The sequence below is a fragment of the Pseudomonas sp. S3_G06 genome (genome assembly GCF_054667565.1).
The window spans coordinates 5,178,530-5,202,780 of the sequence record NZ_CP162738.1 but is presented as its reverse complement, the minus strand read 5'-3'; the positions used below and the strand labels follow the sequence as shown (position 1 = coordinate 5,202,780).

Below are 24,251 nucleotides of genomic sequence, written 5' to 3'. Positions count from 1 at the left end.
CCCATGTGGGAGCGAGCCTGCTCGCGAATGGTGCCACCCGGTCTACAGCGGCAGATGGCCTAACGGCAACGCCCCCGGCGCTTTCACCGTGTGGATGGCGAAGTTGCTGCGAATATCGCTCACACCCGGCAGTTTCAGCAGGTGCGCGCTGACAAAGCGGTCATAAGCGCGCAAGTCAGGCACCACTACCTGCAACAAAAAGTCCGATTCGCCGGACACCAGAAACGCTGAGACCACCTCAGGCAACGCAGTGACGGCCGCATAAAAAGCCTCGGCGCGTTCTTCGTTGTGCCGCTCGACCTTGACCCCGACAAACACCGTCAGCCCCAGCCCGACTTCATCGCGATCCAGATTGGCCTGGTAGCCACGAATCACCCCCGCGTCTTCCAGCATGCGCACCCGGCGCAGGCACGGTGAAGCCGACAGGCCGATTTCTTCCGCGAGCTCGACATTGCTCAAGCGCCCGTTGCGTTGCAGCGCGGCGAGAATCTTGCGGTCATAGGCGTCGAGTTTCATCTTTGGCAGATCCCGATAGTTACAGGCTGTAAAACCAGCAGGTTATGCCAAAGTCGTGAACAATTGAAGCCGACTACGCAAGCACCTGCCCTGCCGTCTCGCTCTAGACTGGCGCGAGAAAATCGACATCGAAAACGGGGTGTGATGTGGCAAGTCTTTGGCTTTTTATTCTGACGCTGGCTGTGGTTCTGCTACTGCCGGGACCGGACATGATCCTGCTGTTGCAAACCGGTGCGCGGCAAGGTCGAGCGGCGGCACTGGCCACGGCGTTGGGCCTGGCCATCGCCCGCGCCTGCCACGTGGCACTGGCAGCATTGGGGCTGGCGGCGCTGTTTAAAACGGCACCGTGGACGTTTGACGTGGTGCGCATCGCTGGCGCGGCCTATCTGCTGTGGATCGGCATTCAGTGTTTCCGCAGCTCGCTGGTGCCGAGCCTGCAAGCCCAAGAGCAGGCACCTGCCCAAGACCAGTGGCGCGGTGCGATCCGTCGCGGTTTGCTGACCAACCTGCTCAATCCCAAGGCGTTGCTGTTCTGCTCGGTACTGTTGCCACAGTTTATCGTCAGCGGCGGCGCGCCGGTGCTGACACAGTTCGCCGTGCTCGGGCTGGTGCTGGTCAGCGTCGGCCTGCTGTTCGACAGTGTTGTCGCCATGACCGGCGCGGCCCTAGGCCGTTGGCTGCAACACAGTCCGACCGCCCAGCGCATTCAGCAATGGCTGTTCGGCAGCCTGTTGATTGGCTTCGCCGTACGCCTGGGCTTTATTCAACAGGCCTAGCCTTTGCGCACCTTGCGCTGACGACGGGTAATCAGCATTAACGCAGCAACAGCGACCAGCAGCACCGCGCCGATCTGCACCGGCCACTTGTACGGCCGCAGCGTCGCACGCACCGCGTCGGTCACTTGGGTGACGTAGCGCTTGTCGGCATTTTCGAAGTCCGGATACGGGCATTGATTGCCGAAGTCTTGCGCCCACGGCACATAAGGGCCTTCCTTGACGTAGCGCTGATACAGCGCGCTCTGGTCCTCAAGGCCGCTGTTCCAGCCGGCGGCATTGCACAACACCGCAGCAAACGCCTGACTGGTGTGCGGCAGGTTATCGGCGGCGCGACTGGCCAGTGCCGTGGCGACAAAACGATAGTGATAACGCAGATCCGGTTGCGCGGCGCTGGCCTGCTGGCGCTGCACTTCCGCCGTGGAAATCAGCGGGCCGACATCCAGCTTCGTGCTCTCCAGCGTGTAATTGCCGCCGAAGGTGGCGTAATCAGGGGCCATCTCATAACCGAGGATGTCCATGCCCCACTCCCGGGCCGTCCATGCGGCGTTGTACAACGCACTGGCGCGTTTGCTCGGCCACCACGCCGACTCGGCCTTGAGCCGTTGCTCGCCATAGAGCCGGGCCTTGTGCTGCAGATCGTCACTGGCGAAATAACCGACCGCTTCCTCGTATCGCCCCTCACGCAGCAAGCGTCGACCGAGCAGATTGCGCAGATTGGCGGCCACCGACAGCGGCACATAGTTGTCGCGCTCCTGCTGCGTCAATGGCGGCGGCGCCGGCACATTCTCATCGACGTACTGCTTGAGCTCATCGACCGTCAGCACCCGCTCGGCAACGGTGGCGGCATCGAACCAGTAAAGGCTGTTGCTGCGATACAGCTGCACGAACGCTTGCAGGTATTCGCCGCGTTGCAGCGCCAGGATCGCGCTTTCGCCCTCGACCCGGCATTTTGGCTGCACCGTTTCAAACGCCCAGTCCGGCGTGCGGCGATAACCCCAGTCTTCATTCTGTGGAAAGGCCTGGGCGGCTTTGGCGTAGGCGGCGGCAGCGGCAGGCGTGTCGCCGTCACGCACTGCCAGTTTTGCCCGCAGCCACCAGGCCAGCCCGCCGTCCCCAGCGTTTACCAGAAAGGCCTTGGCAGACGCATAGTCGCCCTGTTGATAACTCATCGCCGCCAGTCGATCGGCATTGTCGAGGCTGCCACGGGTGCTGTTTTGCAGGAGCGTGACGAGTTTCTTTTCATTCGGCGGCTGCTCACCGAAAGACCAGCCCTGACGGCTGACCAGCGACGCCGTGACCAGTTGCTGCACTGCTGGCTGCTGGAGCAGTTTGGCCAGTTGAGATTCCGGCAATTCGGCCAGTTCGTTCATCAGTTGCTTGAGCGAGGTGTAACCGACGGCCGAACCGTGCAGGTTCTGTGCTTCGTACAGTTCGATGGCGCCGCTCCAGTCGCCCGCGCTGCGCAACACCCGGGCCTCTTCACCAAGGCTGGCAACGCCCAGTTCCAGTGGATCGCTGAAGCCGTCGATGCTCAGTTGCCGTGCCTGGCGAAAGGCATCGCGCGCCTGCTCCAGCGCTTCGATGCGATCGTGCGCCTCGTTGCTCATGGCAAAGGCGATGCGCCCGAGGGAATACGCCGCCCAGGTGCTGCGCAACCGACGCTGGTCTGCCGGCAGGGCCAGCACCTTGTTGAAATACTCACTGGCCATTTGATGCTCACCGGTGGCAAAGGCCACCGCGCCGGCGACGTACAAGCGGATTTCCACCGGCAGACTGGCGCCCTGCTCCTCGGCCTGATGGGCATCGCTGAGCCCGCGCAGGCGCTTGACCACGACGTATTGCTCGGCGCTCAGGCCCACCTGCTCAGCCTGTTCGCGCGCCAGCTCTGACGTGTTGTCTTCGGCATAATCGTTGGGGTTATGGGTCGCTGCGGTGACATTTTTCAGCCCGGCAATGGTTTTACCCAGGCGACTGATTTCGAAGCTGAAACTGCCTTCGGGCAAATCCGCCAGGGTCTGCGCGCGGTTGTCGAGCAGGCGCATCGGGAAGTCCGGGCCGCAGGCCAGCGCCGACCCCAGCGGCAGACTGAGGCTCAGGCAGAGCAGATGGCGGGGCCAGTTACGGGTCAACATGCGAACCTCCTTGATCAATATGTGCACAACGCGCCCAACCGACAGCGCGCTGTCCGCCCGCCGGCAAGCGGCCGTCACGCAGGCGGGTGAAGGTAAGCAGATTGGCACTTTGTTGCAACGAGTAACCGGCGAGCGCATCGGCGCCTGCACAATCCTGCGCCTTCAATGTAATTTTCGCGGGCCACGGGCTGTCGAGATTGCCGCGGTTATCGAGCTGGATGTCATAGAGACCGCCCTGCTCCTTGAATGACAGGCGCAACTGACTGTTCAGCACATTGCCACGCGCCACGGCGCGCAAAGTAGTCAGGCTCCAGGCGCGACGATCGTTGGCAAGCGGCAGGCGAAACCAGATCAAACCGGTCAGATGCTCAGGCGGATCCTCGCGCAAAGTCTTGGCCAATTGGCTGAGTTGCTGCGGATCGGCGAGCAACTCCCGGCGCTGCCCGCCGCGCTCCAGTTGCACTTCGCTTTCCACTACCGGCGCGCCTCCGTCATCGCTCAACAGCGCAACGCCGTAGGCCGGCAGCGCCAGATAGAACGGTTTGTCGCTGGCATGTGCCCAGGCCTTGGCCCACTTCAACGCCTGCCTGGCGTCGAAAAGACCCAGTCGCGGATCGATCACGGCGTGGACTTGCAGCACGCTGCTGTCGACGCTTCGCAACAGCGCCGGCAACTGCGCGCTATCGAGCCAGGCCGGTAGCGCGGTGATGCTCAAAGGCAACGATGGCGGCAAGACCGCACGCAAATGTTTGAGGAATTCAGCGTACGCCGGCAGCCGCGCGGTGCCGGCATCGTGGTCGATTTCGATACCGTTCAGCGTAAGGCCTTGCGCTTGCCAATCGGCAATGATCTGCAAAATCTGCGTGGTGACCTGCTGCTGGTCCAGTGGCTGCAGCTGACCATCGAGGCGAATCACTGCGATCAGAGGGCGACCATCGGCTTTCAACAATGCCGGATCAACCCGCGCCCGGCTCCAGCGCTCGCCAGGAAGGGCCTGCAATGCCAGCACACGCAGCGTCGAGAAATCGTCGTGGCTGTTACGCAGTGCCGGTTCATGGGCAGGTGTCCATTGCCGTTGCCAGACGTAAAGTTGTTGGTCGAGAGGCGGCGCGACGTGTTGCTCGCAACCCGCAAGCAAGACGCCGAGAAACAGACCCACAATAAACCGCATACCTTGAAAATCCCCGAAACCACAGGCCGCAAGGTTACACAAAAACCGTGTAGGAGCTGACGAGTGAAACGAGGCTGCGATCTTTTGATCTTGCTTCAAGGCTCCAGATCAAAAGATCGCAGCGTGCCGCAGCGCCTACAGGGATGCCGCTGGCTTGCGCGCGATAATCACCTGACTCTTGGCCACCACCGCATCCAGCGCCTGCTTGATCTGTGCACCGCGCGGGGAATCCAGCACCGCTTGCCAAGTATTGGCCCAGTGCTCGAGCATCGGGTGATCGGGGTTGCTGAGATCGACCCTGGCTTCCCAGAACAACATCATCCACATCGACCAGTAGAAGCCATATTTACTGTGGCTGATGATCTCCAGCCCGGCGTCGCTGACCATGGCCTTGAACTGGTCTTCGCTGATAATGCGTATGTGATTGGGTTTCTGGAAATACTCCGGCGCGGCGATATCCTTTTGCAGGTCCTCGGAGCTGGGATGCGGCACGCTCAGCAGATACAAAGCGCCCGGCTTGCCGACACGCACCAGTTCGGCGAGAAACTGCGCGGGATCATCAACATGCTCGATCACCTCGGTGGAGACCACACGCGTCGCCGTTGCGTCGGCGATCGGTAGCGGGTTGCAGTCGGTAATGTGGCATTCGATGTCCCGGGCCGGCGTGTCGCTCAGACGCTGGCGGGTGGCTTCGACCTTGGCGGCATCAATGTCGGCAATGATGATCTTCGCCCCGCGCATGCCGCAGAAATGCACGTTGCCGCCGTCACCGCAGCCAACGTCGAGCAGCGTATCCTCGGCACTCACCGGGAAGCCTTTGAACAGCTCGCCGGTCTGCTGATTGAACCAGCCACTGAGCATCGCATCATGCAGCCCCAGAATGAACGGATCGGTCTTTTCGGCAACCGGCGTAACCGGCGTCGCCGCCGTGAGTTTTTTCAAAAGACTCAGCATGAGATGGCTCCAGAGGAAGGGATGGCGGATCGGGACGTGCCGAGGCGTTTGACCAGCACGGCGCCGCGGTTGCGCATCGGCATTTCGATCAAGCGGTAGTTCAGTTCACTGAGCAGCACGATAAGTGCGCACGCCAGCAACAGCGTGAGCACCGAATGCCCGGAAGGACCCGGCAAACCGCTGCTCTGCAGACGGAAAATCAGTTCGCGCACCAGTTGATAAGCCGGAATATGAATCAGGTAAATGCCATACGACCGACTGCCGACCCATACCAGCAAACTTTGCACAGCACCGGCAGGCATCAGGTAATCGCGATTGTATGAAGCGATCCAGACCAGCACCGCACTGAGTACAGCGATCGAGCCGATGCGATGGGGAGCGAAGGTGAAACGGTCGGTAGCCATGAAGCTCAGCACCGAAGCGATGGCAATCAGCGCAGTGATCCCTGCCCATGGCCGCCGCAGGAACGTCGGCTGCCAGCGTTCATAACCTGGCTGCGAACTCCAGATCGCTAACAGCACGCCAAGCGCCAGAGCGACAGTGCGCACCATCATCAGCAACGGCGTGCGCACCGTCAGAATCTGCACGGCGACCAAGGCCAGCAATGCCCAGACCAGCCGCTGGCGAAACAGCAAAATCAGCAGCGGAAACAGCAGATAAAACTGTTCCTCCAGCGCCAGGCTCCAGTAGACGAAACTGCTGCCGTACTCGTAATGGAAGAAACTGTCGGCGAAAAGGAAATTGGCATAGTGCAACACACCGGCCAGGGTGGCCTGGAGGTTGGCGGAGAGCGTGCCGAAGGCGCCGGAGCGATTGAAAAACAGGCAGCTCAGCAGCATTAGCGCCAGCCATAGCCAGGCTGAAGACAACAGGCGAAACGCCCGTCGCAGCGAGAAATAGCGCGTCTGCTGCCAGCGTTGCTGGCGATTGGTACAACCTTGCAGCAGCGGAATCAGGCTGCGAGCGATGACGAATCCGGAGATGGCGAAAAACAGGTCCACTCCCCACCACGTTTGTACGCTGGCAGGGATCGCGTTCAGCAAAGGCACCGGATCGGTAAACAGACTGCCCTGCAAATGATGGAACAACACCCCAAGCACTGCGATCGCGCGTAGCACTTCGATGTCCATGATGCGCTTGCCGTTCATGCTTGGCAGGCTTCTCCAGCAGCGGCACGGTGTTCGAACAACTGCGCAAGAAATGCCCGCAGACGTTGCTCAGCCACAGCCTGACTGCAAAATGCCCGGAGGCTGGCGACGGCTTGCGCAGACATTGCCACATAGTGTTGCGGCTGATTTTTCGCAACCCCATAACTGGCTTGATAGGCCTCGCATAACGATGCCCAGTTGGTCACGTAACGCAGCGTGCGAAACGCTTTGCGCGGGTCATGTGGCCAGGCTGTAAGTTCGTCGGTGGACTCGATCAGAAAAGCATTTTCAGCGCTCAGGTAATCGATCATGGCCGTGGTTCGAGGCGCCACTGCAGGCTTGCCGCAAGACATGAACTCCATCAGCGGCAAACACTGGCCTTCACCGTAGGAAGTATTGACCACGTAACTGGTCGCCTGCACGAGCCGCTCGTAGTCAGGATCGGCGAGGTAGCCATGAATCAACACGATGCGGCAACGATAGGGCTGGTTTTTGTACAAATGATGAAGAATGTCGGTCAGGGCCTGCTCAGCATCGAAGTGCGTGAGTTTCAGCACCAGGGTGGCGTCCTCGACATCGCGAAAGCTCACGCAGAAAGCGCTGAGCATGTCCTCCCAATTCTTGCGCCCGTCGCCGGGATTGAACACCGAGGTGTAAACCACGCCGTCGAGCCATAACGTCTTCTCGGTTACCGGTGCAGCGAAGTCAATGCCCTCGCCGCTGCGCAAATGCGGCGGGCCAAAAGCATCAAGCTCGAGCTTGCGGCTGTCGGCGACCAGTCCCTTGATAGTCAAGCGCAGCGGCTCGTCGAGCGATTGACCTTGCGCCTGCGCGCCTCGCGCGGCGAAGCGATCCCACACTGGCGCCGCTATGGCGCAGATCGGGTAGTCCGCCGACATGGCTTCGCGGACCGCCTGGACTGTATAGCTGGAATGCGTGATGGCCGCGCCGCAGGCTTGCAAAACGCTGCGCCAGTCATTGAGCGGTTCGCCGGCAAACGGCTCGTTCGGGATCGTGCTGAATTCCCAGGCGAACACTGGCACCGTCGGACATGCCAGATCGACTGGAGTGCGGTGCGGTGGGGAAAACGAGAGGAATACACAAGGCTCGCCCCGAGCCAGGCATTCGCCATACAACGCATCGACTTCGGTCAATGGGTCAGCCACTTCGATAACGCGCCCGATTCGTTCGAGAACCGGTCGATATTCCTTGAGCACGAAGTAATAGCTGTACTCCGACCGCCCCAGATTTTGCGTAATGGTGTGCTGATTGGTTTCGGAGTGAATGATGATCAGCATGAGGCGTTATCCAGGACATGCGCGTTTTCAGCGGCATTGGTTGTCAGGGTAAGGAAATCCGCCATGCGCTTTTGCAGCAGGCCGAATGCGCAGTAATCGTGCATGCGCGCGATCGCGGCGGCCGACATCTTCTGATAGTCCTGCGGTTGCGTGGTCGCCATGCGGTAGCTGTCTTCGTAGGCGTTTTTCAGCGAGCCCCAGTCCGGCCGGTATCGCAGAGTGCGGTAGACGATGCGCGTGTCCTGAGGCCAGATCGTCAACTCTTCACTGGACTTGACCACGAATGCGACCGACTCATCGATGTAATCTTCCATGGCCGTATGGGCAGGCGCGATCACCGGTTTGCCGCTCGACATGAATTCCATCAACGGCAGGCACAAACCTTCGCACCTGGAAGCATTGACGTAAAAAGTGGCTGCCTTGTAGAGCTCGGCATACTGCGCATCGTCAAGATACCCGTGCATCACCACAACGCGGCAAGCGAACGGACTCAACTGCGCGAGCAATGTCATCAGTTCATTGTAGTAAGAGGCCAGGTCGTTCTGGGTGATTTTCACCACCAACGTCGCGTCCGGCGTTTCGCGAAATGCCCAGCAAAACGCTGTGATCAATTGATGCCAGTTCTTGCGACCATCCTTGGGATTGAACACCGAGACGTAAACCACACCGTCGACGCGCGTTTCGACGATCGCATCGGTGGGCGGCAGATTCAGCGGTAGTGGTTCGTTGGCCGGGATCGGTTGCGCACCGCAAATAGCCGGCAGGCGCTGTTCGAGCCAGACGTGAAGGGTGTCCGGGATCCGATCCCGGATGCCTTCCCAGTACCAGTTCTGCAGGAATTTCACCCGCGGTACTGGCTCTGCCATGTCACGCCCGAGATCCAGCGCCCACAGGCGCAGATAGTGCCGGGCGATGACGTAACGGCGCTTCAGTGTCAGCGGAGGTGGACGCGCGGCTTCTATTTCAGCCGCTAGCGCAGCCTCTTCTTCAGGCGTCAACGGAACGGGGATCAGCGCATCGGCCGACAAGTCGAGTTCGCGGCTATCGAAAATACAGCCTTTGATCGCCAAGGTTGCGCCCGCGTTGATCGATGTCGGGACATGCGCCTGACGAATATCAGAAAACTTTTCCCATAGCGCTGTCGGCAACACCAGCACCGGAAAATCCTCACCCATGGCTCTCCAGATTGACCGGGCCGTGTGGCTCGACAGCGTGATGACCCGACCCTGGCGCGCAAGCATTTGCCTCCAGTCCTGTCGTGGGTCGTTGTCCCACTGTTCGTCGGGAATCGAATCGAACTCCCACGCCACGACGCACATCGTCGGGCAATGAAGATCGGCCGGGGTTTTCTGCGGTGGGGCGAACGACAGGAATACGCTGTCTTCGCCAGCGGCGAGCAGTCGCCGATAGAGCGGGTCGACTTCTGCCACCGTGGATACGACGTGCACACGACCGAGGCTTTCCAGCAATGGACGATAAGCCTTGAGCACAAAGTAATAACTGTATTCGGGACGACCAAGACTCTGGCTGATGGAGTTGTCGTTGACGTCTGAGTAAAGAATGAAATTCATGGCATCCCACGATAAAGCAGCCATACCGGCAACTTCATGCTGTGACGAGCAGACACTGGATCGGCCCGGTAGTACCGGCACGCGTCCTTCATCAGGCACGTCTTAGTTCTTGTTTTAGTGGTCAGTTTCACTCTGCGCCGCAACCCCGAAACACCGTTCGGATTATCGCGACAAGGGGCATTCTAAACACATCCATCGAGGGTTCGGGAACCGTCCCGCGTGAATAAATCGGTCTACGCTATCCAGAACTGACCGGTCACGGTTTGGCCTGTTGAAATTGTCGTGCAATTGGCACAGATTGATCGCAGAACAAATACAACAACTGTTTCGCCTGTTGTCCTACCGGGTCTTTCTCTCGGTCTGACAGCCCCTTCTACACCGCGTGTAGGAAATGGCGAAAGATCAGCCCAAGGGGTCGTGGTTTTGAAAAATTGCCTGCTTGTCACGGGTCTCGCCAGTTTCGCACATCACTCTCCGCGCCTGAGTTTGGTGTCCGCAGGAGCGGCGAACACGGAGCGCGCGCTATGACTCGACTGTTGGTGGAGTGCACACACGTATTCAACCACCCGAAACTCAATTCGGGGATTCAGCGGGTGGTGCGCAATGTCATTAACAAACTGCCCTCCAGTGCTGGTGATAGCGAGTGCATACCGGTGGTATTGCTCAATGGCCAGCTCTATCGGGTCTTGCGCCTGGCGCCCCTGAACACGCCGGTGTTCAACGCCCTCGCGACATTCGCTGATCGCTTGGAACGCCTTGCTCATCGCTTCTGGCAATGGCATCAGCGCCGCGACGCCAAATGCCCGTCGAAGCTGACACGGAGGGCGCTGTATGTGGCGTATCGCCTGACCTCATTCGCCGTATTTGGTGTGCCGCTGCGATTGTTCACCCGCCTGCGGCATTTCCAGTTACTCAAGCGCTGTTCACCGTTGCAGCACCAGCCTGATGATCAACTGGTGTTGCTGGACTCGTCGTGGCATTCGGATTTCTTTCCCCATGTCGAACGGCTCAAGCGCGAAGGCGTCGCAATCATTGCGGTGATCTATGACCTCATTCCCCTGACGCATCCCCATTTCTACGAAGCCCGGCCCGCGCAAGTGTTCAGTGAGTGGTTTGACTGGGTGTGCCGCACTGCCGACGGTTACATGGCCATTTCCGCCACTGTGCGCGACGAGGTGCGCCATGAACTGCAGCGCCGACTAGGCCCCGCGCAGGCTGAAAAGCGCTGGTTCGACTACTTTCATTTGGGCTCCGAGCTGGACTTGCACAATTCGGCAGCAGCAGTGGAACCCGCTTTGCACCAAATGTTCGAGGCACCCGGCCCGGTTTTCCTGATGGTCAGCACGATCGAGCCGCGCAAGAACCATGCGTATCTGCTCGATGCTTTCGAGCGTGCCTGGGCGGGCGGTTCCGGCGCCAGGCTATGCATCGCAGGGCGCATCGGCTGGAAGTGCGACGAGTTGCTATCGCGAATACGGCATCATCCCGAGCTCAACCGACGCCTGTTCATGTTCAACAACCTGAGCGACACCAGCCTCGAGCATGCTTATACGCGAGCCAGCTCATTGGTCTTTCCATCATTTGTCGAAGGCTTCGGCCTGCCTCTGGTGGAAGCCATGCAACGAGGCTTGCCGGCCATGGGAAGTGACATCGCGGCCTTTCGTGAAATAGGCGGCGAGTTCATGGCCTATTTCGATCTGCAGGAGCCGCAAAGCCTGACCGACCTGATCAAGGCCTTCGAGGCCAGCGGCCAGTTCCCCGCCAGCAAGGATGTCAACGAATGGCGCTGGATTGACTGGCGCGAAGCAAGTCAGCAACTGGTCGAGCGCATTGCGCGACGTGTCCTTGCGGGACAGGCCACGCAAGCCGGCGTTACCCGCGAGAGCGCAAGTGAAGCGGTAGATGAGCCGGCGGGGCTTGGCGAATATCCGCGACTGCGTCCGTCAGGCAGTTTTCTGTAGCCCGGCCACCGTACGCGGCATCGCGACAAAACCCGGCAAGGCTTCGATCCGTGTCAGCCAGGCGCGAACGTTGGCGTAGTCATCCAGCGAGACATTGCCCTCCGGCGCATGTGCGATGTAGCTGTAGGCAGACACGTCAGCGATGGTCGGCTCTTCGCCCGCCAGATATGCAGTTTTGCCCAACTCCAGTTCCATGACCTTGAGCAGGTTGTGCGCACGGCCAATGACTTCCTCGGCATTCAGTTGCGCACCAAACACCGTGATCAGGCGTGCCGCCGCCGGGCCAAACGCAATCGGTCCCGCCGCTGCCGACAGCCAGCGCTGCACACGCGCTGCGCCCACCGGGTCGGTCGGCAGCCAGCGTCCGTTGCCATATTTCTGCGCCAGATAAACCAGAATCGCATTGGAATCGGCCAGCACCACGCCGTTGTCATCAATCGCCGGCACTTGGCCAAAGCTGTTGATCGCCAGGTACTGTGGCTGCTTGTGCTCACCTTTGGCCAGATCGACGAAGATCAGCTCGGTCGGCAGTTGCAGCAGCGACAGCATCAACTCGACGCGATGGGCATGGCCGGAACGGGGGAAGTTGTAGAGTTTGATCGCTTGCATGGACGACTCCGCTGAAAAGTGACGTCGCTACGGGGATGAGCGCGCCGATGGAGTCATCATCTATGGGTTGCCGGAATTACAGAATAACCAGCCACTGCAATCGATTATTTCATCTCGTGCAATAACGCCGCTGCGCTCAAGGCCGGATGCTCACGCAGCGCCTTCACGGCGAAGTCGACAAAACTGCGGATCCGCGCCGGTGCCTTGCGCCCGCCCTGATACACCACATGGATCGGCAACGGCGGCAGTTCAAACTCGGCGAGGACGATTTCCAGCTCCCCCGCTGCGACCTTGTCCGCTACTTGATAGGACAGCACTCGCGTCAGGCCCAGGCCTTTTCGCGCGGCGGTGATCGCCGACTGATTGGCCGTGACGGTCAGGCGCGGTTCGGTGCGCACACTGAGTGCTTCACCGCCGTCGAGAAACGGCCAGTTGCGTTGCTGACCGATCGCCGATGTCGCCACCACCGGCAACCCGGCCAAAGCCTGCGGATGCTCCGGGCGGCCGTGTTGAGCCAGAAACCCCGGCGAAGCGCAGATCACCCGCCGCACTTCCCCGACGCGAATCGCATGCTGATTGCTGTCCGGCAGCTCACCGATGCGCACCGCGACATCAATGCCCTCCTCGACCATGTTGACGACCCGGTCCAGCAACAGCGCGTTGATCGACACATCCGGGTAACGACAGAGGTAATCGGCCATCACCGGCGTGACGAACAGATCGCCGAACAGCACCGGCGCAGTAATCGTCAACTGCCCGCGCGGCAAGGCATGGCTGCCTGCCGCCGAATCCTCGGCCTCCTGCACCTCGGCAAGAATCCGCCGGCAGTCATCGCAGTAACGTTGCCCGGCTTCAGTCAGATGCACAGTGCGCGTGGTACGCACCAGCAACTGCGTACCGATATGCTGCTCCAGCGCCGCCACCGCCCGGGTGACGCTCGCCGCCGACAAACCCAGACGCCGCGACGCCGCCGAAAAGCCTTGCTCTTGGGCGACGACAACGAAGATCTGCATTTCCTGAAAGCGGTCCATGGGATTCCTCGGCGGCGGATACGACAATCGCAGCCGAGGCTGCGATTGGGGAAGCGTAGATCATCTGTGGATAACTTATTCCACGGTCACCGATTTCGCCAGGTTGCGCGGTTGATCGACGTCGGTGCCCTTGAGCACGGCGACGTAGTACGACAACAGTTGCAGCGGGATCGTATAAAGGATCGGCGAAAGAATGTCGTGGATGTGCGGCATTTGCACCACGTGGGTACCTTCGCCGTTGGTCATCGCAGCCTTCTCATCCGCGAACACGATCAACTCGCCGCCACGGGCGCGGACTTCCTGCAGGTTGGACTTGAGCTTCTCCAGCAGTTCGTTGTTCGGCGCGACAGTGACCACCGGCATGTCGTTATCCACAAGTGCCAGCGGGCCGTGCTTGAGCTCGCCGGCCGGGTAGGCCTCGGCGTGGATGTAGGAGATTTCCTTGAGTTTCAAGGCACCTTCCATCGCGACCGGGAATTGCGCGCCACGGCCGAGGAACAGAGTGTGGTTTTTCTCGGCGAACAGCTCGGCGATTTTTTCCACCGTGCTGTCCATCGCCAATGCTTCGCCGAGGCGGGTAGGCAGACGACGCAGCTCTTCGACCAGCGTGGCCTCAACACCGTCGGCCAAAGTCCCGCGCACCTGACCCAGCGACAAAGTCAGCAGCAACAGGCCGACCAGTTGCGTAGTGAAGGCTTTGGTCGAAGCCACGCCGATTTCGCGACCGGCCTGGGTCAACAGGGTCAGATCGGATTCACGCACCAGCGAGCTGATGCCGACGTTGCAGATCGCCAGGCTGGCGAGAAAGCCCAGTTCCTTGGCATTGCGCAGCGCCGCGAGGGTGTCAGCGGTTTCACCGGACTGGGAGATGGTCACGAATAGCGTGTCTGGCTGCACCACCACTTTGCGATAACGGAATTCGCTGGCGACTTCGACCTGGCACGGGATGCCGGCCAGTTCCTCAAGCCAGTAGCGCGCGACCATGCCGGCGTGATAACTGGTGCCGCAGGCGACGATCTGCACATTGCGCACTTTGGCAAACAGCTCGGCAGCTTGCGGACCGAAGGCCTCAACCAGCACTTGATTGTTGCCCAGGCGACCTTCGAGGGTGCGCTGGACCACGGCCGGTTGTTCGTGGATTTCCTTGAGCATGTAGTGGCGGAACTCGGCCTTGTCGGCGGCTTCGGCACCGTCGGTGTACTGCACGGTCTGACGCTCGACAGCGTTGCCGTTTACGTCCCAGATCTGCACGCTGTCGCGACGGATTTCAGCGATATCGCCTTCTTCCAAATACATGAAGCGGTCAGTGACCTGACGCAGAGCCAACTGGTCGGAAGCGAGGAAATTCTCGCCCAGGCCCAGGCCGATCACCAATGGGCTGCCACTGCGCGCGGCGACCAGACGATCCGGTTGCTGTGCGTTGATCACTGCCAGACCGTAGGCGCCATGCAGCTCCTTGACGGTCGCTTTGAGCGCGGCAGTCAGGTCCGGTTGTTCCTTGAGCTTGTGGGTCAGCAGGTGCGCGATGACTTCGGTGTCGGTGTCCGAGCTGAACGCATAGCCCAGCGCTTTCAGCTGTTCGCGCAGGGCTTCGTGGTTCTCGATGATGCCGTTGTGCACCACCGCAATGTCACCGGAAAAATGCGGGTGGGCATTGCGCTCGCACGGCGCGCCATGGGTCGCCCAACGGGTGTGGGCGATACCGAGGCGCCCGGCCAGCGGCTGTTCGGCCAGCGCGGTTTCCAGTTCACTGACCTTGCCCGGACGGCGCATGCGCTCCAGGGTCTGGTCGTTGGTATAAACCGCCACACCGGCGCTGTCATAGCCGCGATATTCGAGGCGCTTCAGGCCTTCAAGAAGGATGGCGGTGATATTACGTTCAGCTACTGCGCCGACAATGCCACACATGGTTATTTCTCCTGACTGACAGCCGCACAGATCAAAGTGATCCCACGGGCCTGAAGCTGATCGCGTGCCTCGACGGGCAGGCGATCATCGGTAATGAGGGTATGGATGCTGCTCCAGGGCAGCTCCAGGTTGGGAATCTTGCGACCGATCTTGTCGGCCTCGACCATGACGATCACTTCTCGCGCAACGTCGGCCATCACCCGGCTGAGTCCGAGCAGTTCGTTGAAGGTGGTGGTGCCGCGCACCAGATCGATGCCGTCGGCGCCGATGAACAGTTGGTCGAAGTCGTAGGAGCGTAGTACTTGCTCGGCGACCTGGCCCTGAAAGGATTCCGAGTGCGGATCCCAAGTGCCGCCGGTCATCAGCAGCACCGGCTCGTGTTCCAGTTCGCTCAAGGCGTTGGCGACATGCAGCGAGTTGGTCATCACCACCAGACCCGGTTGCTGGCCCAGTTCGGGAATCATCGCGGCGGTGGTGCTGCCGCTGTCGATGATGATGCGCGCGTGCTCGCGGATGCGTTTGACCGCCGCGCGGGCGATCGCCTGCTTGTACTTGGAAATACTCTGCGCCGTTTCCGCGACCAGCTCTTGCGGCATGGTGATCGCACCGCCGTAACGACGCAGTAAAAGACCATGGGTTTCCAGCGCAGCAAGATCCTTGCGAATCGTAACTTCGGAAGTTTCGAAGCGCTTGGCCAGCTCATCCACACTGACTTCGCCCTGCTCGTTGAGCAAGGCGAGGATGTTATGACGACGCTGAGGAGTGTTGCGTTTGGACATGGCGGCTTAAGTTTCGATTCGAAAGATAACGCAAGCAATGAAACTCTATCGAAAGGTTGCCGTCAAGACGCGGGGAGAAAAATTCAGAAAGATTGGAATGATTGTGGGAGCGAGCCCGCTCGCGAAAGGGAGTCTCAGCCACTGAAGACGTTACTGACAAACCGCATTCGCGAGCAGGCTCGCTCCCACAGGTGGTTGTGGATAAATCAGGTTTTTTTGATTTTTTCCGGCCGCTTCCAGCCGTCAATGTTCTTCTGACGAGCTCGGCCCACCGCAAGCTGAGCGTTATCCACATTTTGCGTGATGGTCGAGCCGGCAGCGGTAGTTGCACCGTTGGAGATATCCACAGGCGCAACCAGCGAGTTGTTGGAACCGATGAATACGTCAGCGCCCAACACGGTTTTCCACTTGTTGGCGCCATCGTAGTTGCAAGTGATGGTGCCGGCGCCGATGTTGGTTCGTGCGCCGATTTCGGCATCGCCCAGATAGGTCAGATGGCCAGCCTTGGCACCCTCGCCCATGTGGGCGTTTTTGAGCTCGACGAAATTACCCACATGCGCGCGCGCTTCGAGCACAGTGCCCGGGCGCAAACGCGCGAAGGGACCGGCGTCGCTGCATTCACCGAGAATGGCGCCTTCGATATGACTGCTGGCCTTGATCACCACGCCTTTGCGCAGGGTGCTGTCCTTGATCACGCAGTTCGGGCCGATCTGTACGTCGTCTTCAATGATCACCTTGCCTTCAAGGATCACGTTGATGTCGATCAGCACATCGCGGCCCACAGTCACTTCGCCGCGCACATCGAAACGGGCCGGGTCACGCAGGGTCACGCCCTGAGCCATCAAGCGACGGCCGGCGCGCAACTGGTAATGACGCTCCAGTTCAGAGAGCTGCTTGCGATCATTGGCGCCCTGCACTTCCATCGGGTCTTGCGGTTGTTCGGTCGCCACGACCAAACCATCGCTGACCGCCATTTCGATCACGTCGGTGAGGTAGTACTCGCCCTGCGCATTGTTGTTCGACAGGCGACTCATCCAGTCCGCCAGACGATCGGCCGGCACAGCGAGGATGCCGGTGTTGCCTTCGGTGATCGCACGTTGCGCTTCGCTGGCGTCTTTGTGCTCGACGATTGCCGCGACCTTGCCGTCAGCATCACGCACGATGCGGCCGTAACCGGTCGGGTCATCCAGCTCGACAGTGAGCAAACCCATCTGGCCCGGCACGACATGCTTGAGCAGACGTTGCAGGGTTTCGACTTCAATCAGCGGCACATCGCCGTAAAGAATCAGCACAGTGTCGGCGTCAATGAACGGCACCGCCTGGGCGGTGGCATGGCCAGTGCCCAGTTGCTTGTCCTGCAACACGAAATTCAGATCATCAGCTGCCAGACGCTCACGCACCACATCGGCACCGTGACCGATCACCACATGGATGCGCTGTGGATCAAGTTGCCGAGCGCTGTGGATAACATGGCCGAGCATGGAGTTGCCGGCAATCGGGTGCAGCACTTTGGGCAGCGCCGAACGCATGCGAGTGCCTTGACCGGCCGCGAGGATAACGATTTCGAGAGACATGACTGGCTACCAATCCTGGGTGGTCAGCAACTGCGACCGGTTTGTGGGAATTCGGAAAAGAAAAAAGGGTAGCCGAGGCTACCCTTTTTTATCAATCGCACAACAAGCGGCTGACGGATTAACCGCCAAACTTCTTGCGGATCTGCTGGACGGTGCGCAGCTGGGCTGCAGCCTCGGCCAGACGTGTGGCAGCGGCGCCGTAATCGAAGTCCGCGCCTTTTTCGTTCAGGGCATTCTCGGCAGCCTTGAGAGCTGCCTGAGCCTGAGCTTCATCCAGGTCGGCGGCACGTTGCACGGTATCGGCAAGTACCTTGACCATGTTCGGCTGAACCTCGAGGAAACCACCGGAGATGTAGAACACCTCGGCTTCCCCGCCTTGCTTGATCAGGCGGATCGGACCCGGCTTGAGATTAGTGATCAGCGGCGCGTGACCCAGAGCGATACCAAGATCACCCAGTGCACCGTGCGCAATCACCATCTCGACCAGGCCGGAAAAGATTTCCCCTTCCGCGCTGACGATATCGCAATGGACTGTCATAGCCATCTGATTGCCTCAACCTAAATTAGCGCCCGTTGCCGGGCGCCGGGATTACAGTTTCTTGGCTTTCTCGATCGCTTCTTCGATGCCGCCAACCATGTAGAACGCTTGTTCTGGCAGGTGGTCGTAGTCACCGTTGAGGATGCCTTTGAAGCCAGCAATGGTGTCTTTCAGGGAAACGTATTTACCCGAAGCACCGGTGAAGACTTCAGCCACGAAGAACGGCTGCGACAAGAAGCGCTGGATCTTACGAGCACGGTTAACCAACTGTTTGTCGGCTTCCGACAGCTCGTCCATACCCAGGATCGCGATGATGTCTTTCAGCTCTTTGTAACGCTGCAGAACATACTGAACGCCGCGAGCGGTGTCGTAGTGGTCCTGACCGATCACGTTCGGGTCCAGCTGGCGCGAAGTCGAATCCAGTGGATCTACCGCTGGGTAGATACCCAGGGAAGCGATGTCACGGGACAGAACGACGGTGGCGTCCAAGTGGGCGAAGGTGGTCGCTGGCGACGGGTCGGTCAAGTCGTCCGCAGGTACGTATACCGCTTGGATCGAGGTGATCGAACCTTCCTTGGTCGAAGTGATACGTTCCTGCAGAACGCCCATCTCTTCAGCCAGGGTCGGCTGGTAACCTACTGCCGAAGGCATACGGCCCAGCAGTGCGGATACTTCAGTACCGGCCAGGGTGTAACGATAGATGTTGTCGACGAACAGCAGAACGTCGTTACCTTCGTCACGGAACTTCTCGGCCATGGTCAGGCCAGTCAGTGCTACGCGCAGACGGTTTCCCGGCGGCTCGTTCATCTGACCGTAAACCAGTGCCACTTTGTCCAGAACGTTGGAGTCCTTCATCTCGTGGTAGAAGTCGTTACCCTCACGAGTACGCTCACCCACACCGGCGAACACGGAATAACCGCTGTGCTCGATGGCGATGTTACGGATCAGTTCCATCATGTTTACGGTTTTGCCTACACCGGCACCACCGAACAGACCGACTTTACCGCCCTTGGCGAACGGGCAGACCAGGTCGATAACCTTGATGCCGGTTTCCAGCAGGTCGTTGCCGCCTGCTTGCTCGGCGAACGAAGGTGCTGCGCGGTGAATGCCCCAGCGCTCTTCGGTGTCGATCGGGCCAGCTTCGTCGATCGGGTTACCGAGGACGTCCATGATCCGGCCCAGGGTCGCTTTACCGACCGGTACGGAGATGGCTGCGCCAGAGTCGGTGACTTCCAGACCGCGCTTCAAGCCCTCGGTGGAACCCATCGCAATGGTACGCACCACGCCGTCGCCCAGCTGCTGCTGAACTTCCAGGGTGGTTGCGGCCGCGCTTTGTACAGTCAGCGCGTTGTAGATGCTCGGTACGCTGTCGCGTGGAAATTCCACGTCGATAACGGCGCCGATGATTTGAACGATACGTCCGCTACTCATAGCTGGATCCTCTGAATATTTGAACCGTTAAACCGCGGCAGCGCCGCCGACGATTTCCGAGATCTCTTGGGTGATCGCAGCCTGACGCGCCTTGTTGTAGATCAGCTGCAAATCGCTGATCAAATCACCGGCGTTGTCGGTAGCGTTCTTCATCGCGATCATCCGCGCAGCCTGTTCAGCCGCGTTGTTCTCGACCACCGCCTGGTAGACCTGCGACTCGACGTAACGGACCATCAAGCCGTCAAGCAGCTCTTTGGCGTCCGGTTCGTAGAGATAGTCCCAGTGGTGCTTGAGATCCTGATCCGGGGTTGCCACCAGTGGAATCAACTGCTCCACAGTAGGCTGTTGCGTCATGGTGTTGATGAACTTGTTGGACACCACGGACAGGCGGTCGATACGGCCGTCCAGGTAGGCATCCAGCATCACCTTGACGCTGCCGATCAGGTCATTGATCGACGGCTCTTCACCCAGGTGGCTGATAGCTGCAACGACGTTACCGCCGAAGTTGCGGAAAAAGGCCGCACCCTTGCTACCGACTACACACAGATCAATCTCGACGCCGTTTTCGCGGTTTACCGCCATGTCCTTGACCAGGGCCTTGAACAGGTTGGTGTTCAAGCCGCCGCACAGACCACGGTCACTGCTCACGACGACATAACCGACGCGCTTGATTTCGCGGTCGATCATGAACGGGTGGCGGTATTCCGGGTTGGCGTTGGCCAGATGCCCAATTACCTGGCGGATACGCTCCGCATAAGGACGGCTAGCAGCCATGCGCATTTGTGCCTTGCGCATTTTGCTGACCGCCACTTTTTCCATGGCGCTGGTAATCTTTTGCGTGCTTTTGATGCTCGCAATCTTACTGCGAATCTCTTTTGCGCCTGCCATGTAACACCTATCAGGTTAGCAAGCGGGAGCCTCGCGGCTCCCGCTGCGGCTTACCAGGTTTGGGTGGCCTTGAACTTCTCGATACCGGCTTTCATGCCAGCGTCGATTTCGTCATTGAAGTCACCTTTAACGTTGATCTTGGCCATCAAATCGGCGTGATCGCGGTTGAAGAAAGCGATCAGCGCTTGTTCGAAGCTGCCGACCTTGGCGATTTCAATGTCAGTCAGGAACCCACGCTCAGCGGCATACAGCGACAGCGCCATGTCAGCGATCGACATTGGTGCGTATTGCTTCTGCTTCATCAGCTCGGTAACGCGCTGACCATGCTCAAGTTGCTTGCGGGTCGCTTCGTCCAGGTCAGAAGCGAACTGGGCGAATGCCGCCAGTTCACGGTACTGAGCCAGAGCGGTACGGATACCACCGGAGAGCTTCTTGATGATCTTGGTCTGAGCGGCACCACCCACACGGGATACCGAAACACCGGCGTTCACTGCAGGGCGGATGCCCGAGTTGAACATGGCCGATTCCAGGAAGATCTGACCGTCGGTGATGGAAATCACGTTGGTCGGAACGAACGCGGAAACGTCGCCAGCCTGGGTTTCGATGATCGGCAGTGCAGTCAGGGAACCGGTTTTGCCGGTCACTGCGCCGTTGGTGAACTTCTCTACGTATTCTTCCGAAACGCGGGATGCGCGCTCCAGCAGACGGGAGTGGAGATAGAACACGTCGCCTGGGTAAGCTTCACGGCCTGGTGGACGGCGCAGCAGCAGGGAAATCTGGCGGTAAGCCACTGCCTGCTTGGACAGATCGTCATAAACGATCAGCGCGTCTTCACCGCGGTCGCGGAAGAATTCACCCATGGTGCAACCGGAGTACGGTGCCAGGAATTGCAGCGCAGGAGATTCCGAAGCACTGGCAGCCACGATGATCGTGTTGGCCAGGGCGCCGTTTTCTTCCAGCTTGCGAACCACGTTGGCGATGGTCGATTGCTTCTGACCGATTGCAACGTAGACGCAGAAAATGCCGCTGTCTTTCTGGTTGATGATCGCGTCGATCGCCAGAGCGGTTTTACCGATCTGACGGTCACCGATGATCAGCTCACGCTGGCCACGGCCGACAGGGATCATGGCATCGACAGCCTTGTAGCCAGTCTGTACAGGCTGGTCTACCGACTTACGCCAGATCACGCCTGGAGCAACTTTCTCGACCGCGTCGGTCTCGGTGTTGCCCAGTGGACCTTTGCCGTCAACAGGGTTACCCAGAGCATCGACTACGCGGCCCAGCAATTCCTTACCAACAGGAACTTCGAGGATGCGGCCGGTGCACTTGGCGCTCATGCCTTCAGCCAGCGACTGGTAGGAGCCCAATACCACGGCACCTACGGAGTCCTGCTCCAGGTTGAGGGCCATACCGTAGACGCCGCCCGGAAACTCGATCATCTCGCCGTACATGACGTCGGCCAGACCGTGAATCCGCACGATGCCGTCAGATACGCTGACGACAGTGCCTTCGTTACGGGCTTGGGAGGTCACATCGAGCTTGTCGATGCGGCCCTTGATAATTTCACTTATTTCGGAAGGATTGAGTTGCTGCATTGCTCTGCTGCCCCTTCAAACTCAAGATTTCAATGCTTCGGCAAGTTTCGCGATTTTGCCGCGAATCGAGCCATCGATAACCAGGTCGCCGGCGCGGATCACGACACCACCAATCAAGGCAGCGTCCTCCGCAACTTGCAGGCGCACTTCCCGGTTGAGTCGTGCACTGAGAACCTTGGCGAGTTTGTCTTGCTGTTCTTGGTTCAATGCAAATGCACTGGTTACTTCAACGTCTACCGATTTCTCTTGTTCGGCCTTGTACAGGTCGAACAGAGCGGCGATCTCCGGCAGAAGCAGGAGACGGTCGTTCTCGGCAACGACGTTGATGAAATTGCGTGCCTTTTCATCAAACTTGTCGCCGCACACGTCAATGAACGTGGCGGCCTTTTCTGCGCTCGTCAGTCGCGGGGCCTTGAGCACGCGCTGCAGGGTGTCGTCTTGCGACACCGCTGCTGCCAGGCCGAGCATGGCTGACCAATTGGCCAGTTGCTGGTGGGCCTGAGCGTGCTCGAAGGCCGCCTTAGCGTAAGGTCGGGCCAACGTGGTCAGTTCTGCCATGATCGCCCTCGCTTAGATTTCAGCAGCCAGTTGGTTAACCAGCTCTGCGTGCGCGTTTTGATCGATTGTGGCACCCAGGATCTTCTCGGCGCCGCCAACAGCCAGCAAGCCCACTTGGGCACGCAGCTTGTCTTTGACGCTGTTCAGTTCCTGTTCGATCTCGGCTTGAGCCTGAACCTTCACACGGTCAGCGTCGATACGGGCTTTTTCAACAGCCTCTTCGACGATCTGGTTACCGCGTTTCTTGGCTTGCTCGATGATTTCAGCTGCCTGAGCTTTCGCTTCGCGCAGTTGCTGACCCGCTTTCTCTTGGGCCAACTCCAGGTCGCGAGCTGCACGGCTGGCAGCGTCCAGACCATCAGCGATCTTCTTTTGACGTTCGTGCAGAGCAGCGATGACCGGAGGCCATACATACTTCATGCAGAACAGTACAAAAATCAGGAACGCAACGGACTGGCCAATCAGGGTCGCATTAATGTTCACGCCAACACCTCGCAGTTACGTTGTCCATCACACCAAATTACCCGGAAGATCCGAGTAATCAGCCAGCGATCTGACCAACGAACGGGTTCGCAAAGGTGAAGAACAGAGCGATACCAACACCGATCATGGTTACGGCGTCGAGCAGACCGGCAACGATGAACATTTTCACTTGCAGCATTGGAACCATTTCTGGCTGACGCGCTGCGCCTTCCAGGAACTTGCCGCCCAGCAGGCCGAAACCAATTGCGGTACCCAGTGCGCCCAGGCCGATCAACAGTGCAACAGCGATAGCGGTTAGACCAACTACAGTTTCCATCTTTCCTCCCGACTTTTACGTCGTATGGTTTAGGTTTTTTAGATTAAAGCGGTAAAACAAATCGTTTCAGCTGCCCCGCAAGGAGCTCCCTCCCGTTTGACCGGGAGGAACATCAGACTAGTCGAGACTGGTCTTAATGGTTTTCTTCGTGCGCCATCGACAGGTAGACGATGGTCAGCATCATGAAGATGAACGCCTGCAGGGTGATGATCAGGATGTGGAACACTGCCCACGCCCACTGCAGAACAACGCCCAGGCCGCTGAGCCAGAGCAGGCCGCTGCCGAACATCACAGCGATCAGAATGAACACCAGCTCGCCGGCATACATGTTGCCGAACAGACGCAGAGCCAGAGAGATCGGCTTGGCGATCAGGGTGACGAATTCCAGCAGGAAGTTCACCGGGATCAGCAGGGCCTGAACGAAGATGTTCTTGCTGCCGAACGGGTGCAGGGTCAGTTCGCCGATGAAGCCGCCGATGCCCTTGACCTTGATGCTGTAGAAAATGATCAGTGCGAACACCGAGAACGCCATGCCCAGAGTCGCGTTCGGGTCGGTAGTCGACACGGCGCGGAACGGGATGTGGGCATCGCCGGAGATCAGGATGGCCAGCTGAGGAATCCAGTCGACCGGTACCAGGTCGACGGCGTTCATCAGGAACACCCAGACGAAGATGGTCAGCGCCAGCGGTGCAATCACCGGGCTACGGCCATGGAAGCTGTCTTTCACGCTGCCATCGACGAATTCGACCAATACTTCAACGAAGTTCTGCAAGGCACCCGGCTGACCCGACGTCGCTTTCTTCGCCGCCATGCGGAAAAGAAGAACGAAGATCAGACCCAGCGCGACCGACCAGCCGAGGGTATCGACGTGGAAAGCCCAGAAGCCCATTTCCTTGGCCTCTGCTGCGGTGTGGGCAAAGCCCCAGCCGCCGTTGGGTAGCTGACCGAAAGTCAGGTTCTGCAAGTGGTGCTGGATATAGCCCGAAGCGGTTGTCTCTGCCATGGTTGCCTCAA

The 24,251-nt window shown here is 59.4% G+C and carries 22 protein-coding genes; 2 read left to right on the top strand and 20 right to left on the bottom strand.

Translation table 11 applies throughout. The annotated features are described in order from the left end of the window. Positions 1-42: 42 nt before the first annotated feature. A complete protein-coding gene (locus AB4N47_RS23180; RefSeq protein ID WP_252875339.1) occupies positions 43-516 on the bottom strand; it encodes an Lrp/AsnC family transcriptional regulator in 474 nt (157 codons plus the stop codon). Between the two features lie 146 nt (positions 517-662). On the opposite strand from AB4N47_RS23180, the gene AB4N47_RS23175 reads away from it, so the two are divergent. After that, positions 663-1,292 carry a LysE family translocator gene (locus tag AB4N47_RS23175; protein WP_341638224.1) on the top strand — a complete coding sequence of 210 codons (630 nt, stop codon included), beginning with the start codon at positions 663-665 and terminating at the stop codon, positions 1,290-1,292. On the opposite strand, the gene AB4N47_RS23170 is transcribed toward AB4N47_RS23175, so the two are convergent. The 6 genes from AB4N47_RS23170 to AB4N47_RS23145 form a co-directional block, all read right to left on the bottom strand. Further along, a complete protein-coding gene (locus tag AB4N47_RS23170) occupies positions 1,289-3,424 on the bottom strand; it encodes a hypothetical protein (protein WP_341638225.1) in 2,136 nt (711 codons plus the stop codon). The genes AB4N47_RS23175 and AB4N47_RS23170 overlap by 4 nt on opposite strands. Beyond that, positions 3,411-4,595: a DUF3142 domain-containing protein gene (locus AB4N47_RS23165; protein ID WP_341638226.1), complete on the bottom strand. Its 1,185-nt coding sequence runs from the start codon at positions 4,593-4,595 to the stop codon at positions 3,411-3,413. The genes AB4N47_RS23170 and AB4N47_RS23165 overlap by 14 nt, the downstream gene beginning before the upstream one ends. 135 nt (positions 4,596-4,730) lie before the next feature. Then, complete coding sequence (locus tag AB4N47_RS23160; RefSeq protein ID WP_341638227.1) at positions 4,731-5,549, bottom strand: class I SAM-dependent methyltransferase; 819 nt, start codon at positions 5,547-5,549, stop codon at positions 4,731-4,733. Continuing rightward, positions 5,543-6,697, bottom strand: coding sequence for an acyltransferase family protein (locus AB4N47_RS23155; protein WP_341638228.1), 1,155 nt, complete (start codon positions 6,695-6,697; stop codon positions 5,543-5,545). The genes AB4N47_RS23160 and AB4N47_RS23155 overlap by 7 nt, the downstream gene beginning before the upstream one ends. Continuing rightward, positions 6,694-7,995 carry a glycosyltransferase gene (locus tag AB4N47_RS23150; protein ID WP_341638229.1) on the bottom strand — a complete coding sequence of 434 codons (1,302 nt, stop codon included), beginning with the start codon at positions 7,993-7,995 and terminating at the stop codon, positions 6,694-6,696. The genes AB4N47_RS23155 and AB4N47_RS23150 overlap by 4 nt, the downstream gene beginning before the upstream one ends. Then, positions 7,989-9,566, bottom strand: coding sequence for a glycosyltransferase (locus AB4N47_RS23145; protein WP_341638230.1), 1,578 nt, complete (start codon positions 9,564-9,566; stop codon positions 7,989-7,991). Before AB4N47_RS23145 ends, AB4N47_RS23150 begins: the two co-directional genes overlap by 7 nt. A 524-nt stretch (positions 9,567-10,090) precedes the next feature. Here AB4N47_RS23145 and AB4N47_RS23140 point away from each other — a divergent pair. Then, on the top strand, positions 10,091-11,527 hold the full coding sequence (locus AB4N47_RS23140) for a glycosyltransferase family 4 protein (RefSeq protein ID WP_341638231.1): 1,437 nt from the start codon (positions 10,091-10,093) through the stop codon (positions 11,525-11,527). On the opposite strand, the gene AB4N47_RS23135 is transcribed toward AB4N47_RS23140, so the two are convergent. From AB4N47_RS23135 to atpB, 13 genes are all read right to left on the bottom strand, one after another. Next, positions 11,510-12,136 carry a glutathione S-transferase family protein gene (locus tag AB4N47_RS23135; RefSeq protein ID WP_341638232.1) on the bottom strand — a complete coding sequence of 209 codons (627 nt, stop codon included), beginning with the start codon at positions 12,134-12,136 and terminating at the stop codon, positions 11,510-11,512. The two genes, AB4N47_RS23140 and AB4N47_RS23135, sit on opposite strands and share 18 nt — an antisense overlap. Before the next feature lie 104 nt (positions 12,137-12,240). After that, the gene (locus tag AB4N47_RS23130; protein ID WP_341638233.1) at positions 12,241-13,167 is read right to left on the bottom strand and encodes a LysR family transcriptional regulator; all 927 of its coding nucleotides are present in this window, start codon (positions 13,165-13,167) and stop codon (positions 12,241-12,243) included. 75 nt (positions 13,168-13,242) lie between these two features. Then, on the bottom strand, positions 13,243-15,075 hold the full coding sequence (gene glmS, locus AB4N47_RS23125; RefSeq protein WP_341638234.1) for a glutamine--fructose-6-phosphate transaminase (isomerizing): 1,833 nt from the start codon (positions 15,073-15,075) through the stop codon (positions 13,243-13,245). Positions 15,076-15,077: 2 nt separating this feature from the next. Next, positions 15,078-15,854: a DeoR/GlpR family DNA-binding transcription regulator gene (locus tag AB4N47_RS23120; protein ID WP_041476528.1), complete on the bottom strand. Its 777-nt coding sequence runs from the start codon at positions 15,852-15,854 to the stop codon at positions 15,078-15,080. Between the two features lie 206 nt (positions 15,855-16,060). Continuing rightward, complete coding sequence (gene glmU / locus AB4N47_RS23115) at positions 16,061-17,428, bottom strand: bifunctional UDP-N-acetylglucosamine diphosphorylase/glucosamine-1-phosphate N-acetyltransferase GlmU (protein ID WP_341638235.1); 1,368 nt, start codon at positions 17,426-17,428, stop codon at positions 16,061-16,063. Positions 17,429-17,546: 118 nt separating this feature from the next. Further along, positions 17,547-17,972 carry a F0F1 ATP synthase subunit epsilon gene (locus AB4N47_RS23110; protein WP_016772407.1) on the bottom strand — a complete coding sequence of 142 codons (426 nt, stop codon included), beginning with the start codon at positions 17,970-17,972 and terminating at the stop codon, positions 17,547-17,549. A 45-nt stretch (positions 17,973-18,017) separates the two neighbouring features. Next, complete coding sequence (gene atpD, locus AB4N47_RS23105) at positions 18,018-19,397, bottom strand: F0F1 ATP synthase subunit beta (RefSeq protein ID WP_016772406.1); 1,380 nt, start codon at positions 19,395-19,397, stop codon at positions 18,018-18,020. A gap of 27 nt (positions 19,398-19,424) precedes the next feature. Next, a complete protein-coding gene (gene atpG, locus AB4N47_RS23100; RefSeq protein ID WP_007911960.1) occupies positions 19,425-20,285 on the bottom strand; it encodes a F0F1 ATP synthase subunit gamma in 861 nt (286 codons plus the stop codon). Between the two features lie 50 nt (positions 20,286-20,335). Next, positions 20,336-21,880 carry a F0F1 ATP synthase subunit alpha gene (atpA, locus tag AB4N47_RS23095; RefSeq protein WP_016772405.1) on the bottom strand — a complete coding sequence of 515 codons (1,545 nt, stop codon included), beginning with the start codon at positions 21,878-21,880 and terminating at the stop codon, positions 20,336-20,338. Between the two features lie 21 nt (positions 21,881-21,901). Then, positions 21,902-22,438, bottom strand: a complete 537-nt coding sequence (locus tag AB4N47_RS23090) for a F0F1 ATP synthase subunit delta (protein WP_016772404.1) — start codon at positions 22,436-22,438, stop codon at positions 21,902-21,904. A gap of 12 nt (positions 22,439-22,450) precedes the next feature. Beyond that, positions 22,451-22,921 (bottom strand): F0F1 ATP synthase subunit B, encoded by a 471-nt coding sequence (locus tag AB4N47_RS23085; protein WP_016772403.1) that lies wholly within the window; start codon positions 22,919-22,921, stop codon positions 22,451-22,453. Between the two features lie 58 nt (positions 22,922-22,979). Then, entirely contained in the window at positions 22,980-23,237 is a 258-nt protein-coding gene (gene atpE, locus AB4N47_RS23080) for a F0F1 ATP synthase subunit C (RefSeq protein ID WP_003097235.1), read from the bottom strand. A gap of 133 nt (positions 23,238-23,370) precedes the next feature. Then, positions 23,371-24,240 carry a F0F1 ATP synthase subunit A gene (gene atpB / locus AB4N47_RS23075; RefSeq protein WP_016772402.1) on the bottom strand — a complete coding sequence of 290 codons (870 nt, stop codon included), beginning with the start codon at positions 24,238-24,240 and terminating at the stop codon, positions 23,371-23,373. Positions 24,241-24,251 lie beyond the last annotated feature (11 nt).

Bases quoted from the DNA above. Each gene is read 5' to 3' on its own strand.
- AB4N47_RS23180 (WP_252875339.1), bottom strand. From the start codon at position 516: ATGAAACTCGACGCCTATGACCGCAAGATTCTCGCCGCGCTGCAACGC.
- AB4N47_RS23170 (WP_341638225.1), bottom strand. From the start codon at position 3,424: ATGTTGACCCGTAACTGGCCCCGCCATCTGCTCTGCCTGAGCCTCAGT.
- AB4N47_RS23165 (WP_341638226.1), bottom strand. From the start codon at position 4,595: ATGCGGTTTATTGTGGGTCTGTTTCTCGGCGTCTTGCTTGCGGGTTGC.
- AB4N47_RS23160 (WP_341638227.1), bottom strand. From the start codon at position 5,549: ATGCTGAGTCTTTTGAAAAAACTCACGGCGGCGACGCCGGTTACGCCG.
- AB4N47_RS23155 (WP_341638228.1), bottom strand. From the start codon at position 6,697: ATGAACGGCAAGCGCATCATGGACATCGAAGTGCTACGCGCGATCGCA.
- AB4N47_RS23150 (WP_341638229.1), bottom strand. From the start codon at position 7,995: ATGCTGATCATCATTCACTCCGAAACCAATCAGCACACCATTACGCAA.
- AB4N47_RS23145 (WP_341638230.1), bottom strand. From the start codon at position 9,566: ATGAATTTCATTCTTTACTCAGACGTCAACGACAACTCCATCAGCCAG.
- AB4N47_RS23140 (WP_341638231.1), top strand. From the start codon at position 10,091: ATGACTCGACTGTTGGTGGAGTGCACACACGTATTCAACCACCCGAAA.
- AB4N47_RS23135 (WP_341638232.1), bottom strand. From the start codon at position 12,136: ATGCAAGCGATCAAACTCTACAACTTCCCCCGTTCCGGCCATGCCCAT.
- AB4N47_RS23130 (WP_341638233.1), bottom strand. From the start codon at position 13,167: ATGGACCGCTTTCAGGAAATGCAGATCTTCGTTGTCGTCGCCCAAGAG.
- glmS (WP_341638234.1), bottom strand. From the start codon at position 15,075: ATGTGTGGCATTGTCGGCGCAGTAGCTGAACGTAATATCACCGCCATC.
- AB4N47_RS23120 (WP_041476528.1), bottom strand. From the start codon at position 15,854: ATGTCCAAACGCAACACTCCTCAGCGTCGTCATAACATCCTCGCCTTG.
- glmU (WP_341638235.1), bottom strand. From the start codon at position 17,428: ATGTCTCTCGAAATCGTTATCCTCGCGGCCGGTCAAGGCACTCGCATG.
- AB4N47_RS23110 (WP_016772407.1), bottom strand. From the start codon at position 17,972: ATGGCTATGACAGTCCATTGCGATATCGTCAGCGCGGAAGGGGAAATC.
- atpD (WP_016772406.1), bottom strand. From the start codon at position 19,397: ATGAGTAGCGGACGTATCGTTCAAATCATCGGCGCCGTTATCGACGTG.
- atpG (WP_007911960.1), bottom strand. From the start codon at position 20,285: ATGGCAGGCGCAAAAGAGATTCGCAGTAAGATTGCGAGCATCAAAAGC.
- atpA (WP_016772405.1), bottom strand. From the start codon at position 21,880: ATGCAGCAACTCAATCCTTCCGAAATAAGTGAAATTATCAAGGGCCGC.
- AB4N47_RS23090 (WP_016772404.1), bottom strand. From the start codon at position 22,438: ATGGCAGAACTGACCACGTTGGCCCGACCTTACGCTAAGGCGGCCTTC.
- atpE (WP_003097235.1), bottom strand. From the start codon at position 23,237: ATGGAAACTGTAGTTGGTCTAACCGCTATCGCTGTTGCACTGTTGATC.
- atpB (WP_016772402.1), bottom strand. From the start codon at position 24,240: ATGGCAGAGACAACCGCTTCGGGCTATATCCAGCACCACTTGCAGAAC.